Genomic DNA, 13,413 nt, shown 5'->3' on the forward strand with positions numbered 1-13,413 from the left:
AAATGGGACGCGATCAAATGACCGCTTCCCACAATTCGATATAGACATGCTCATCGTCGCCGGGTTCCGCCATCGCCGTGCCGAAAAACACCGCTTTGCCAAGCCACTCATGCGGACCTTTGGGCACTTCAAACGAAGCACGCGTGCGTCCCAAAAAGGCACCGTCTTCTTGCTCGACCATTCGGCCAGCGTTCAGGATCGACACCACCGTACCATCGCGCAACCGGATCAGATAGCGCGCCTCAACGGCGTAGGAGCCATCCGGCAATCCAATCGCCCAATCCGCCCCGCCTGAGATGATCTCTCCTTCAAGACCGTCCCCCTTCAAAACACCCCCTGTGATCGGGAAAAACGCGCGTTTGGTGCCGTGGCTGGTTTCGAATTCTTCCGCCGGACCAAGATCCGCGCGAATGGCCGCGCGGAACACCATCTCTGGCTTGGTCAATGGACGATCAGCTCCCAGATCAACACAGCTCATGAGGCTTTTTTGCTCACAGCCTGCCGCGGCCGTTTGAAAAACTCGGTGAACATATCCGCCAACTCAGTTGTCGCCAAATCAGAAGACAGCCTATCCTTGGCCGCTTGCGCCACCTCAGGCGGCAACACCTCGCCGCGAGAGGCCAAAAGAGCGGCCATGAAAGGGGCGTTAAACTCGGGATGTGGCTGCACGGTCAGGGCCTTGTCTCCATAGGCCAACATCGCATTGGCACAGAAATCGGTTTTCCCGATCACCTGCGCCTCTGTCGGAGCGACTGTCACCTGATCTTGGTGCCATGCCATCAGACGCTTTGGCCCTGCGTCGCTGTTATAGGTTTCAGTCCCAACGGACCAGCCGCCATCAAACTTTTCGACTTTGCCACCAAGCGCCTGCGCCAAGATCTGATGACCGAAACACACGCCAACAATCGGACGGCCCGCCGCATAGGCCGCGCGCAAAAACTCTTCGAGCGGGGCGATCCACGGGTGATCTTCATAGGCGCCAAAGCGCGACCCGGTGATCAACCAGCCATCGGCATCATCAATCGAGTTCGGAAACACCCCGTCCAACACAGGATAGGTTTCAAAGGTAAACCCCCGCCCGGCCAAAAGCGTGCGAAACATACCGTCATAATCGCCATGTTCTGCGATAAGATCATCCGGGGCACGACCAGTCTGCAGGATGCCTATTTTCATGTCATCAAAGCCTCTAATTCAGGGGTGGCAGCGTCAAGCGCGCGGGCATAGCGATCCGCCGCTTCGATGATTTCCTGTTCTGTCACACAGAGCGGCGGAGAAAAGGATGTCACCGGCAAGAACGGCAAAGCCCGCGTCAACACGCCCATTTTGGCTGCATGTTTGGCAACGATTTTATGCGGGGCAGCGCCCTCTGGGAAGCCGGAGAATTCAACCGCGATCATAAGACCCACACCGCGAATATCACCCACAAACGGGCTATCGCCCACGCGAGATCGCAGCGCCTCAAGCAACACCGGACCTAAGGTGGCGGAGCGGTCGACCATGTTCTCTTTTTCCAACACATCAAGGTTGGCCAAAGCAATCGCCGCCCCGACCGGATGGCCCGAATAGGTGAACCCGTGCATGAGGACACCCATTTCCTCAGAGGCGCCTTCGAACACCTCCCACATCCGGTTCGAGATGATCGAGGCAGACATCGGGAAATAGGCGCTGGTCAGGCCTTTGGCGAGGGACACAATGTCCGGGCGCATGCCGCAGGTTTCTGAGCCGAACCATTTGCCCGTGCGGCCAAAGCCGGTGATCACCTCGTCGGCAATCAACAGAATATCGTGTTTGTCCAACACCGCTTGGAGCTTCTCGAAATACCCCTCCGGCGGCAGGAACACACCCCCCGTGCCCATGACAGGCTCGGCGATGAACGCACCGATGGTATCGGCCCCTTCCGCGGCAATCATCGCTTCGAGATCTGCAATCAAACGGTCGGTATATGCGACCTCGCTTTCACCCTCTTTGCCGTATTTGAAATAATGCGCACAGCTGGTGTGGCGCACCGTGTCGAGCGGCATGTCAAAAGCAGTGTGATAAGATTTGATCCCGGTCAAACTGCCCGAGGCCAAGGTCAGACCATGATAGGCCCCTTCACGGGCAATGATCTTTTTCTTACTCGGTTTGCCGCGCAGATTGTTGTAATAGTTCACCAATTTGACCGCAGTATCATTGGCGTCTGAGCCGGACGTGCCAAAGAACACGCGGGCCATATCGGACCCCGGCACAGTGTCGCGATAGAGGTTCAAAAGTCGATCCGCCAAACGAATGGTCGGTTCCGCCGACGCCCCGGCAAAGAAGTGCTGAAAACTCAGATTTTGCAGGGCTTCGGCACCGGCCTCAACCAATTCTTTGCGCCCGTAACCCACATTGACGCACCACAGACCCGCCCCCATATCAAGCTGGGTTTCGCCGGTGTCACGCGTCACCGTCACGCCCTTGGCGGAGGTGTAAATCGTTGGGCCGTTCTTTTGCAGATCGCTGATCGAACTGACCGGATGGAAAAAGCTCATCTGGTCCATTTGGATCAAAGAAAGATTTGCGCGTTCAGTCATACTGCGGTCCTTTCAGGGCAAAGAGACCAGCCGGCGCAAAGCACGCACAGCACTGTCGGGGGTTGTGATCACGGGACAATCGACCTGCGATTGCAAAAGGGGTGCGGCGCGGGCCAGACTGAATTGCCCAAGCAAGATAACATCTTGCGTGCCAAGATCGCGGCAGGCCGCAAGGACAGTGGCGTCATGCCCAGCCCCATCACCCGCCTTGAGCGCGGCCAATGCGCCCTCAGCCAAAATCGGCGTTATGTCGATGGTCTTACCCTGTGTTGCTGCCATTTCCTCAAGCTCACGCGACAATGCGGGCAGCGAGGGCGGAAAGGTCACGACCAAGGCGATGCGCGTGCCGATGCCGAGCGCCTCAGCAAAGGCCGCCTCATTGGGGCGGAACACAGGAATGTCGAGGTCGGATTTCACCGCCTCAATTGCCGGACCAAAAGCCGAACAGGTGAACAGAATTGCTTGGGTGTCATTGGGTCCAGTGCCCGCAGCGGCATAGCGGCCAAGGGTCAAAAACCGATCCATCATGGCCTGATCCAACTGACCCGCCTCGGCCAAATCCCCGGACAGAGACGCGTCCAACAGATCGGCGGGCTTGGCCTCAGGCCAGAGCCGCGCAAACGCATCGCGGATCGGCAAGACCGATTCTTCGAGCGCATGGATCAACCCGATCCGGGGGCCAGATGGAGAGGGCGTTGTGACATCAGACATGCGGTGCCTCCTTGCGGGTTTGGAGTGTGGCTATCAACGCCTTGTCGCGCATAGCTTCCAACTCTGCAATACTGCGCCCCGCGGTTTCACGATCCACACCCGCGACCAAATCGGCCTGCACCTTGGCACTCAATGTTGGTGCACCAAGCGCAGACCAGCGGCGTTCTTGGCTTGGGCCGAGATGGGACAGATAGCCCGCCATACCGCCCGCGCCGCCACCCAAATGATAGGTCATATGCGCGCCCAGCACCGACCAGCGCAGGCCCGGACCGTTGACCAAAGCCGCATCAATGGCCTCAACATCAGCGATACCCTCTTGCACCATATAGACCGCTTCACGCCACAGCGCAGAGGCCAACCGATTGGCGATATGTCCGGTTGCGTCCTTTTTCAGGCGCACCGGCACGCGCTCTGCCCGGCGATAGATGGCTTTGGCGCGGGCCACGCGGGCCTCGTCCGTACCATAGATTTCCACCAAAGGCACAAGATGCGGCGGGTTGAACGGGTGCGCCGTGATCAGTTTTGATGGGTCTTTGAGACCGGGGCTTAAATCAGACCAAGTGAGCGCCGAAGTCGACGAGGCCAATATGGCATCGCGCGCCATCAAGGCCTCGACTTCGGCATAAAGCTCATGTTTCACCGCGATGTTTTCCGGTGCGTTCTCTTGGATGAGATCAGCCCCTGTCACCGCCTCCGCCAACTCAGTGCACAGCGTCAGCGTCCCGCGCGGCCCCGCATCCGGGGCCAATTCAGCCAAGTGCGCAAACGGGCCAGTCATTCGCGCCTCGACCTCGTCCAACGCTTGCGCACGCGGGTCCCACACGCGCACATCCGCGCCGTGGTGCAAAAAAAGAGCCGCCCAGCCTACGCCAATAAGGCCAGCGCCAAGAACTGCGACTTGATCTGCGTGCGTGGGGGACATCATTGGATTTCCTATGTTTTGCGATCGCATTTTTTCACAATCAATGTCTTTTGTAAAAGTAAATTTATTTTCATTAAAATAAGTATGTTAGTTCATTTTTTAAAGAAAACGATGCTTTTTAATCTCCATAATTGACTTATGAGATCGCAAAAGTTAGCCATATCAAACGCCAACACCAAGGATCGAAGGACACGTGACATGATGAACCCGACACAAACATGCGCGATCGTAACCGGCGCTACCTCTGGCATCGGCACGGAAATTGCCCGCGAACTTGGAGCACAGGGTCACACGTTGCTTTTGGTGGGGCGTCGTAAAGCCGCCGGAACTGCGATTGTTGAGACCCTCAAAGCCGACGGGATTGTCGCCAAATTCCATGCCGCTGACCTGTCCGAAGACAACGCGCCAGCGGCGGTTGTTCAGGCGGCGCTCGACACGTTTGGGCGCATCGACATTTTGATCAACAACGCCGGACTTTTGACCAAAGGCACCGCCGAAGAAACCACAGACGCGACGTGGGACCAGATGATGGACGTCAATCTGCGCGCGCTCTTCCGTCTCTCACGCGCCGTCCTTCCGGCCTTGCGCGCCTCGCGTGGCGCGATTGTCAACATCGCCTCGGATTGGGCCCTTGTCGGGGCCAAAGGCTATTTGGCCTATGCGGTCTCCAAAGCCGCCGTAGCCCAATTGACCCGCTGCATGGCCCTGGATCACGCCCCCGAAGGCATCCGCGTCAACGCGGTCTGCCCCGGCGACACAGACACCCCAATGTTGGCCCCGGGCCTCACCGGGTCGGAGCGCGCCGCACGGCTGGCCGAATATGGTGCCGATGTGCCCTTGGGGCGCGTGGCAACCCCGCAAGACATCGCGCGCGTCACGGCCTTTTTGGTCTCTGAGGGCGCGGCATACATGACCGGGACTTTGATCCCGGTAGACGGCGGCATGACCGCAGACTGAGTGAGCTGGAGAGAGACCTATGGGCGAGATTTACCAAAACTTGATCGGTGGCACCTGGCGCAAAGCCGACGATGCCTCTGAGAACCGCAGCCCGTCTGACATCACGGACCTGATCGGCATGTATGCCCGTGGCGGCGCGAAAGATGTGACCGAGGCCACAGATGCCGCCGAGCTCGCCTTTCCGGCGTGGTCGCGCTCCAATCCGCAGGTGCGGGCCGATCTGTTGGATCGGATTGCGACGGAAATCACCCGTCGTGAGGCCGAAATCGCCCTGATGCTGGCCCGCGAAGAGGGCAAAGTGCTACCCGAAGCGTTGGGCGAAACCCGCCGCGCCGCGCATGTGTTCCGCTTTTTTGCCGGGGAAACATTGCGCCTCAAAGGTGATGCGGTCGCCTCTGTGCGGCCCGATGTGGATGTCGAGGTCACCCGCGAGCCTTTGGGCATCGTCGGCCTGATCACGCCTTGGAACTTTCCGATCGCCATTCCAGCATGGAAAATCGCGCCCGCTCTGGCCTATGGCAACTGCGTGATCTTCAAACCCGCCGAACAAACTCCCGGCTCTGCACATCTCTTGGCACAGATCATTCATGAGGCAGGCTGTCCGGCCGGGGTGTTCAACCTCGTCATGGGCCGCGGTTCTGTCGTCGGCGAAGCGATGACCTCTGATCCACGCATTTCCGGCATTTCCTTTACCGGCTCCGTGCCTGTGGGACGTCATTTGGCCGGGGCCTGTGCCGCCAATATGAAAAGCTTCAGATAGAAATGGGCGGCAAAAACCCGATGATCGTGATGGATGATGCGGATTTGCAAACGGCGGTCTCCGTGTGCCTGAACGGCGCGTTCTATCAAACCGGGCAACGCTGTACCGCCTCCTCGCGGCTCATCGTGCAATCCGGCATCCATGACGCCTTTGTTGCGGAAGTGGAAAAGCAACTTAAAGCGCTCAAAATCGGCCACGCCCTGACCGAAGATATGCAGATTGGCCCGGTGGCCTCCGAAAGCCAACTGAACAGCAACCTGTCCTATGTCGCCTTGGCCGCTGAAGAGGGCTGTGAGGTCTTGGGTGGTGAGCGCCTGAACCGCGACACCAACGGCTTTTTCCAAGCGCCGGCTCTGTTCTTGGGGTCCAAGAACAGCATGCGCAGTGCGCGCGAAGAAATCTTTGGCCCCTGCGCCAGCGTCATCCGCGTCGAGGGTTTCGAAGAGGCCGTCTCCGTGGCAAATGACACGCAATTTGGCCTGTCCTCGGGTATCTGCACCACCAACCTGCGCAATGCACGCGAGTTCAAACGCCGCTCTGCCGCAGGGATGGTGATGGTGAACCTGCCCACGGCGGGCGTGGATTACCATGTGCCCTTTGGTGGCCGCAAAGCCTCAAGCTATGGCTCACGCGAACAAGGCAGCTACGCAGCTGAGTTCTACACATCGGTGAAAACCTCCTATACATTCGCCGGATAATTCCGCAAGGGCTCCCCCATGACATCGACACCCTATCCACCTGCGCCGCTTCAAAAAGCGCCCCTTTCTGAGGCGCAGGCCTTTCTTGCCGCCTATCCCGATGTTCAGGCGATCGACATCGTGCTGAGCGATCTGCATGGTGTCGGACGCGGTAAAATCATCCGGCGACATGAGTTGGAAAGCTTGTTCACATCTGGACGTGGAATGCCTGCCTCGCTTTTTGCTCAGGACGTCTCTGGCCATGATGTGGAGGACGCGATTGCGTGCATGAACGATGGCGGCGGCGATAGCCGGTGCTGGCCTGTGCCGCACACGCTTGGGTTTCAAACCGCCACCGGGCGCGGCATGGTGTTGTTGCACATGGAAACGCCCAATGGCGCGCCAACCCCCACCGATCCGCGCAACGCGATGATGACACAAATTGCACGGGCCAAAGCGATGGGTCTGACCCCGATGGGGGCGCTTGAACTTGAATTCTACCTTGTCGACCAAGAGCGTGATGCAGAGGGCAAACCCCAACCCGCCCGCGCACCAATGACCGGGCGTCGCCTGTCTGGCACCAACTGCATGTCGGTGGACGAGCTGGACGAAATGGCACCATTCTTTGATGCGGTCTATGAGGGCGCTGCGGCCCTTGATCTCCCCATGGAAAGCCTGATTTCGGAATATGCTGAGGGTCAATTCGAATTAACCCTGCGCTACCGCGATCTGGCGCGGGCCGCGGACGACATCGTGCGCTCCAAACGCCTGCTGCGCACCACGGCGCGCCGCTTTGGTATGGAAGCCTGTTTTATGTCGAAACCTTTTGCGCAAAGCTCCGGCTCCGGTATGCATTTGCACCTGTCGATGATGGATGAGAGCGGCGCGAATATCTTTGCGGACCCGTCTGAAAACACATTGGCCCCTCGGATGCTCACTGCCATCGGCGGGATTCGCGCAAGCATGGCGGACTCGATGTTGATCCTCGCCCCGGTGCTGAACAGTTGGCGGCGCTTTGCCGGAACGATCTATTCCCCCGCCACCAATTCTTGGGGCTCAGAAGACCGCAATGTGGCCCTGCGCATCCCATCAGGCGCGCCAAAAACGCGCCACTTCGAACACCGTGTCGCTGGCGTTGATGCGAACCCGTATCTGGTTGCCGCCCTTGTGTTGGGGGCCGCACTGGATGGGATGGACGCAGGCACCGCTCCGGGCGCGGAAGGTGTCGCAGGCGAGGCGGACTATCCGCCCATGCCCGTCGGCTGGCTGGACGCCATCGACCGGTTCGAAGCCTCTGAGGCAATGAAAACCATTCTTGGCGCACCATTGCACCAGATATTTGCCGCCGTGAAGCGCGGCGAATATAACGCCCTTGCGGTAGAAGTCACTGAGCTGGAATGGAAGCTGTACGGGACCACACTCTGACATCGCGGGGGCACTTTAAACTCCGCAGGCAGGTCTCTCGCGACATTTTGAGGCCGACGTGCCTTGTTGAAATATGGGTCAGTCGAAGCGGGCATTCAGCTCAGGTCATTGCCTCTTGAAGTGCTTTCTTGCCGGCCAAAACCAAACCCTCTTGGATGTCCGCCACAAGCCCTGTGCTCAAAGCATCGGCATCACGGGTCTTCAATGCAGTCAAAATTTCTTGGTGCCGGTCAATGCGATAGTAATCTTGATGGTTGAGCACCACTTGGCGTTGAAAGGGACCGAGTTGAAGCCAGAGACTTTCAATCAACGGCATCACCGCTTGGTCTGGATTGAGACAATAGAGCGCGCGATGAAAGGCGTGGTTGAGCCGGGTCATCTCCACCGGATCGTTTTCCTCAACAGCGATGTCAAGCATCCTGTCGATCTCTGCCATTTGGTCGATCACGATGTCGGACACATAGGGCAAACTGCGCAACGCGGCATGCAACTCCAAAGCCGTGCGCAACCGCACCAGCTCCTCAAAGCGGCCCGACGTCATCACCGGTATGCGCAAACGGCGATTGCCAAGCACCTCGATCGCACTCTCAGAACTCAGCCGACGCACCGCCTCGCGGATCGGAGTTTGGGACAGATCTAAATCATGTGCCAAACCCCGGATCGTCAATTTATGACCGGGGGGAAACGCCCCGACCATAATTGCGCGGCGCAATCTCAAATAGGCATATTCTTGCGTGGTCATATCCGGCGTGCGGACAACCTCAGGAATGCGACAGTCTATTTGATCCATTGATGGCCTTTTCAAATCTTCGCTCAATCATAGCGCAGCAAGCACCTGACACAACGCCCTAATGCCGTGCCGTAAACGCAAATGCTATTCAAGAATGGATTGGCCTACACGGATCAAAATAGGATACAAATACCGCATAAAAAACCGCATGGCATTATCCGCGCAGGCCTTTAGGCCCGTCTGGCGACAAGCGGTTTTGGCAACAGCTGCATCCTCTTTGAGGCGATTTACGGTGTCCTCAAATGCTTTGACACCAATTCCAACCGACCTTGGGACCCATGCCTGAGCCGACGCTCCTTTCGCGCGCCAACCCTGCGATCAGGCCGTGGTGGCATGACCCGCACAACACACTTGGCCTGCAGTCAGATCGCATTTGCCGGAGTGTGTCACCTTGACTCGCCTCCGACATTCTGTATCGTTATGGAAAATAGTATCACAAAATGAGATTTGGCATCAAATATCGCACCCCACCTCAACAGGCTGCGTGGTTTGAGGCAAAGCCAATCCGTCCAACCAACAACAGTGGAGATCCCTATGAAACTTGGACTGACCGCCGCAGTGGCAGCCTGTGCTTTGGCGCAAAGCGCTGCGGCACAAAGCACCGAATTGAACGTCTACAATTGGTCTGACTATATCGCCGAAGACACGATCGCGAATTTTGAGGCCGAAACGGGCATCTCCGTGAACTACGACGTGTTCGACTCCAACGAAGTTCTTGAGGCCAAATTGCTCACCGGCACCACCGGATATGATGTGGTTGTGCCCTCGATCGAATTCATGGCACGCCAGATCCAAGCCGGTGTGTTTGCCCCAATCCCGAAAGACCAGCTTGAGAATTACGGCAATCTTGATCCAACGATCATGAAAGTGCTGGAGGTCAACGACCCCAATAACACCTACGGCATACCTTACATGATGTTCACCACCGGCATCGGCTACAACGTCACCGAAGTGGCTGCGCGCATTGACGCCGACAAAATCGGCAGTTGGGACATGATCTTTGATCCAGAAACGACGGCAAAACTTGCGGATTGTGGTATTGCCCTGCTTGATTCCCCAACCGAAGTGCTGGCACCTGCACTCAATTACCTTGGCCTTGATCCGAACACAGAGGATTCTGGCGACCTGAAAAAAGCCGAAGATTTGATGCTCTCCATTCGGCCTTATGTCCGCTATTTTCACTCATCGCAGTACATCAACGACATTGCGAATGGCGAAATTTGCGTCGCCTTGGGGTATTCTGGTGACATCCTTCAGGCACGGGACCGCGCATCAGAGGCCGGTCAAGGCGTAGACGTCGCCTATGTCATTCCGCGCGAAGGCGCACAGATCGGCTTTGACATGTTGACCATCCCCGATGATGCGCCGAACAAAGACAACGCCGTAAAATTTCTTGACTACATCCTGCGCCCGGAAGTGGTCTCCACCATCACCAACTATGTGTATTACGCCAACCCGAACACAGCAGCGACCGCGTTTGTGGATGACACGGTGCGCAATGATCCGGGCATCTACCCGCCGCAAGAGGTCAAGGAAAAACTCTTTTCCCTGCGCCCACACACGCAGCGATTTGATCGGACTTTGACACGCGCCTGGACCACGATCAAAACCGGGCAATAACCCTCTTTCCTCGGCACGTTGCACAAGCAGCGTGCCGTTTTCGTATCCAGATCAACACACGGGACTCCCCTATGACACAGGCTGCCACACCGGCTCATGCCGAGCCTTGGGCCGACGCAGATGCGACCCCTTTCCTGAGAATCCAAAACGTAACCAAAAAGTTTGGCGACTTCGTTGCGGTGGAAAATGTCTCTCTCGACATTTACCGCGGTGAATTGTTCTGCCTCTTGGGCGGGTCGGGTTGCGGGAAATCCACGCTCTTGCGGATGCTCTCCGGGTTTGAAACGCCCACAAGCGGAAAGATCATCATTGACGGTCAGGACCAGACCGGCGTCTCCCCACACCAACGCCAAACCAATATGATGTTCCAATCCTACGCACTTTTCCCGCATATGACGGTCGAAAAGAACATCGCATACGGGTTGAAACGTGATAGGGTGGCCAAGGATGAAATCCGCCAACGGGTTGCGGATATTTTGGCGCTTGTGCAAATGTCGAAATTCGCCACCCGCAAACCGCACCAACTTTCCGGCGGCCAACGTCAACGCGTTGCTCTGGCGCGTGCCTTGGTGAAAAAACCTAAACTGCTGTTGCTCGACGAGCCTCTTGGCGCATTGGATAAAAAGCTGCGCGAAGAGACCCAATTTGAACTGATCAAAATTCAGGAAAGCCTTGGCATCACCTTTGTCGTCGTGACCCACGACCAAGAAGAGGCCATGACCCTCTCAAGCCGCATCGGCGTGATGACGGACGGCGAAATCGTCCAAGTTGGCACCCCGCGCGAAGTATATGAATACCCGCAAAACCGCTTTGTTGCTGATTTTATCGGCTCGGTGAACACCTTTGAAGGCCGGATCATCGAGGACGAGGTAGATCATGTTGTCATCGCCTCACCTGAAACGGGAACAGAGATTTTTGTGGATCATGGTGTGAGTTGCACCCTGGGACAAAAGGTGGCCATCGCTCTACGACCTGAGAAAATTCAAATGCGTCGCCAACCTTTGGGCGACCTGCGCAATCTGACCACAGGGACAGTCAAAGAGATCGGCTATCTCGGCAATCAATCCATCTATCATGTTGCACTAGAGAGTGGTAAAATTGTCCGTGTGGCGCGGCCAAACCTGACCCGTTATGCAGGCGACTCGCCGACATGGGGCGACAAAGTGTACCTTGGCTGGGGCGGCGCATCTGGCGTTGTGCTTGTGTCATGACCATAGCCCCCGCCTCACGTAAAACCATGCCGCTTGTGGCCCCCATCCGCCGGTTGTGCCTACGTCTGGGGCTCACGGGTCGCGGCCTTGTCATCGCCGTTCCCACCCTGTGGCTGCTGGTTTTTTTCTTGATCCCATTTTTGGTGGTCGCGAAAATCTCTCTCTCGGAACCGGCGATTGCGCGCCCGCCTTATCTACCGGTTTGGGAGTGGATGGATGGGATCTTGTCGATCCATCTGAACTTTAACAACTATCTGTTTCTGTTCGAAGATCCGCTCTACTTCGCCGCCTATTTCGAATCTGTAAAAATCGCGGCCGGTTCGACATTCCTCACGTTGCTCATCGGCTATCCGATGGCCTATCTCATCGCCCGCTCCAGCCCAAGCCAGCGGAACTTGCTTTTGATGGCGGTGATTTTGCCCTTTTGGACATCGTTCCTATTGCGGGTCTACGCATGGATTGGATTCTTGGGCACCAACGGCATCATCAACAACATCTTACTCAAAACCGGCCTGATCAGCGATCCGATCGTGATGCTTCAAACGGATTTCGCGGTCTATGTCGGCATCGTTTACACCTACCTGCCGTTCATGATCCTGCCACTCTACGCCAATCTGGTGAAACTCGATCAATCCTATATCGAAGCCGCCTCTGATCTGGGCGCTCGTCCGGCAACGATCTTTTTCACCGTCACCCTGCCCCTGTCGCTCAGCGGCATTTTGGCGGGCTCAATGTTGGTGTTCATTCCTGCCGTGGGCGAGTTCGTGATCCCCTCCCTGCTTGGTGGACCGGACACGTTGATGATCGGCAAAGTGCTTTGGAACGAATTTTTCTCCAACCGTGACTGGCCGGTGGCCTCAGCGGTGGCGATTGTCATGCTCTTCGTTCTTGTGATCCCCATCATGTTGCTGCGCAAAGCGCAGGCGGCCGACGCGGAGGCAAATTCATGAAAAAACGATCCTATTTCCTCATGATCACCGGCTTTGCGGGCTTCTTTTTCCTCTATGCTCCGATCGTGTCCTTGGTGATCTATAGCTTTAACAAATCCAAACTGGTGACGGTGTGGGGCGGCTTTTCGACCAAATGGTACGGCGAGCTGTTCCGTGATCCGCAGATTTTGGACGCAGCCTGGCTCAGCCTCAAAGTCGCCTTCACAAGTGCCACCATCGCGATCTTTATCGGCACTTTGGCGGCCTTTGTGCTCACGCGGTTCACCAAGTTTCGGGTCAAAACTCTACTCAGCGCCATGATCACCGCGCCGCTTGTGATGCCCGAAGTGATCATCGGCCTGTCGCTTTTGTTGCTCTTTGTCGCCCTACAGGGCCTCACCGGCTGGCCCGGTCAGCGCGGGGTGATGACCATCATCATCGCCCATGCCACCTTTGGCGCGGCCTATTCAGCGGTGGTGATCCAATCGCGGCTCACCGATATGGACCTCTCGCTAGAAGAAGCGGCTCAGGACTTGGGCGCGCGTCCGGTTCAGGTGTTTTTTGACGTCACCTTGCCCGTCATCGCACCGGCCTTGGTCTCAGGCTGGCTTCTGGCCTTTACGCTGAGCCTTGATGATCTGGTGGTCGCCAGTTTTGTCTCTGGTCCAGGGGCCTCGACACTGCCGATGGTGATCTTTTCCAAAGTGCGCCTTGGCGTCAGCCCCGACGTCAACGCCTTGGCCACCATCATCATATTGATCGTGTCGGTCGGCATTGCCGCCGCCGCAATCAATATGCAGCGCGCCAACACACGTCGCTAACCTCCCCCCAAGTCCACCCCCCGCTGCGCCCCTTG

Annotated in this window: 12 protein-coding genes and 1 pseudogene; 7 read left to right on the forward strand and 6 right to left on the reverse strand. The window is 57.1% G+C overall.

Annotated features, from left to right (window positions below; translation table 11 throughout):
• Window positions 1–13: 13 nt before the first annotated feature.
• From DA792_RS15915 to DA792_RS15935, 5 genes are read right to left on the reverse strand one after another with little or no spacing between them, the layout of a single operon-like run.
• On the reverse strand, window positions 14–445 hold the full coding sequence (locus DA792_RS15915) for a DUF3237 family protein (RefSeq protein WP_159075297.1): 432 nt from the start codon (window positions 443–445) through the stop codon (window positions 14–16).
• Window positions 446–474: 29 nt separating this feature from the next.
• Entirely contained in the window at window positions 475–1,173 is a 699-nt protein-coding gene (locus tag DA792_RS15920) for a type 1 glutamine amidotransferase (RefSeq protein WP_107721013.1), read from the reverse strand.
• A complete protein-coding gene (locus tag DA792_RS15925; protein WP_199908079.1) occupies window positions 1,170–2,555 on the reverse strand; it encodes an aminotransferase class III-fold pyridoxal phosphate-dependent enzyme in 1,386 nt (461 codons plus the stop codon). The genes DA792_RS15920 and DA792_RS15925 overlap by 4 nt, the downstream gene beginning before the upstream one ends.
• Window positions 2,556–2,567: 12 nt before the next feature.
• On the reverse strand, window positions 2,568–3,266 hold the full coding sequence (locus DA792_RS15930) for an aspartate/glutamate racemase family protein (RefSeq protein ID WP_107721015.1): 699 nt from the start codon (window positions 3,264–3,266) through the stop codon (window positions 2,568–2,570).
• Window positions 3,259–4,191 carry a 3-hydroxyacyl-CoA dehydrogenase NAD-binding domain-containing protein gene (locus tag DA792_RS15935; protein ID WP_107721017.1) on the reverse strand — a complete coding sequence of 311 codons (933 nt, stop codon included), beginning with the start codon at window positions 4,189–4,191 and terminating at the stop codon, window positions 3,259–3,261. Before DA792_RS15935 ends, DA792_RS15930 begins: the two co-directional genes overlap by 8 nt.
• 195 nt (window positions 4,192–4,386) lie before the next feature.
• Between DA792_RS15935 and DA792_RS15940 the strand changes: the two genes are divergently transcribed.
• The 3 genes and pseudogenes from DA792_RS15940 to DA792_RS15950 all read left to right on the forward strand — a co-directional run bounded on the left by DA792_RS15940 (window position 4,387) and on the right by DA792_RS15950 (window position 8,007).
• Window positions 4,387–5,145: an SDR family NAD(P)-dependent oxidoreductase gene (locus tag DA792_RS15940; protein ID WP_199908080.1), complete on the forward strand. Its 759-nt coding sequence runs from the start codon at window positions 4,387–4,389 to the stop codon at window positions 5,143–5,145.
• 118 nt (window positions 5,146–5,263) lie between these two features.
• A pseudogene (locus DA792_RS15945) lies at window positions 5,264–6,603 on the forward strand (aldehyde dehydrogenase family protein).
• Window positions 6,604–6,621: 18 nt separating this feature from the next.
• Window positions 6,622–8,007, forward strand: coding sequence for a glutamine synthetase family protein (locus tag DA792_RS15950; protein WP_107721019.1), 1,386 nt, complete (start codon window positions 6,622–6,624; stop codon window positions 8,005–8,007).
• Window positions 8,008–8,107: 100 nt separating this feature from the next.
• Here the strand turns inward: DA792_RS15950 and DA792_RS15955 are convergent, their stop codons facing one another.
• Window positions 8,108–8,797, reverse strand: a complete 690-nt coding sequence (locus DA792_RS15955; protein WP_107721022.1) for a GntR family transcriptional regulator — start codon at window positions 8,795–8,797, stop codon at window positions 8,108–8,110.
• Between the two features lie 534 nt (window positions 8,798–9,331).
• Between DA792_RS15955 and DA792_RS15960 the strand changes: the two genes are divergently transcribed.
• The 4 genes from DA792_RS15960 to DA792_RS15975 all read left to right on the forward strand — a co-directional run bounded on the left by DA792_RS15960 (window position 9,332) and on the right by DA792_RS15975 (window position 13,378).
• Window positions 9,332–10,417 (forward strand): polyamine ABC transporter substrate-binding protein, encoded by a 1,086-nt coding sequence (locus tag DA792_RS15960; protein ID WP_107721024.1) that lies wholly within the window; start codon window positions 9,332–9,334, stop codon window positions 10,415–10,417.
• A gap of 71 nt (window positions 10,418–10,488) precedes the next feature.
• Entirely contained in the window at window positions 10,489–11,628 is a 1,140-nt protein-coding gene (locus tag DA792_RS15965; RefSeq protein WP_107721026.1) for an ABC transporter ATP-binding protein, read from the forward strand.
• 26 nt (window positions 11,629–11,654) lie between these two features.
• Window positions 11,655–12,578 carry an ABC transporter permease subunit gene (locus DA792_RS15970; protein WP_254679716.1) on the forward strand — a complete coding sequence of 308 codons (924 nt, stop codon included), beginning with the start codon at window positions 11,655–11,657 and terminating at the stop codon, window positions 12,576–12,578.
• Window positions 12,575–13,378, forward strand: a complete 804-nt coding sequence (locus tag DA792_RS15975; protein ID WP_107721030.1) for an ABC transporter permease subunit — start codon at window positions 12,575–12,577, stop codon at window positions 13,376–13,378. Before DA792_RS15970 ends, DA792_RS15975 begins: the two co-directional genes overlap by 4 nt.
• Window positions 13,379–13,413 lie beyond the last annotated feature (35 nt).

The organism is Celeribacter baekdonensis (genome assembly GCF_003047105.1).
Lineage (GTDB): Bacteria > Pseudomonadota > Alphaproteobacteria > Rhodobacterales > Rhodobacteraceae > Celeribacter > Celeribacter baekdonensis_B.

Bases quoted from the DNA above. Each gene is read 5' to 3' on its own strand.
- DA792_RS15975 (WP_107721030.1), top strand. From the start codon at position 12,575: ATGAAAAAACGATCCTATTTCCTCATGATCACCGGCTTTGCGGGCTTC.
- DA792_RS15965 (WP_107721026.1), top strand. From the start codon at position 10,489: ATGACACAGGCTGCCACACCGGCTCATGCCGAGCCTTGGGCCGACGCA.
- DA792_RS15935 (WP_107721017.1), bottom strand. From the start codon at position 4,191: ATGATGTCCCCCACGCACGCAGATCAAGTCGCAGTTCTTGGCGCTGGC.
- DA792_RS15950 (WP_107721019.1), top strand. From the start codon at position 6,622: ATGACATCGACACCCTATCCACCTGCGCCGCTTCAAAAAGCGCCCCTT.
- DA792_RS15930 (WP_107721015.1), bottom strand. From the start codon at position 3,266: ATGTCTGATGTCACAACGCCCTCTCCATCTGGCCCCCGGATCGGGTTG.
- DA792_RS15970 (WP_254679716.1), top strand. From the start codon at position 11,655: ATGCCGCTTGTGGCCCCCATCCGCCGGTTGTGCCTACGTCTGGGGCTC.
- DA792_RS15940 (WP_199908080.1), top strand. From the start codon at position 4,387: ATGATGAACCCGACACAAACATGCGCGATCGTAACCGGCGCTACCTCT.
- DA792_RS15925 (WP_199908079.1), bottom strand. From the start codon at position 2,555: ATGACTGAACGCGCAAATCTTTCTTTGATCCAAATGGACCAGATGAGC.
- DA792_RS15955 (WP_107721022.1), bottom strand. From the start codon at position 8,797: ATGGATCAAATAGACTGTCGCATTCCTGAGGTTGTCCGCACGCCGGAT.
- DA792_RS15960 (WP_107721024.1), top strand. From the start codon at position 9,332: ATGAAACTTGGACTGACCGCCGCAGTGGCAGCCTGTGCTTTGGCGCAA.
- DA792_RS15920 (WP_107721013.1), bottom strand. From the start codon at position 1,173: ATGAAAATAGGCATCCTGCAGACTGGTCGTGCCCCGGATGATCTTATC.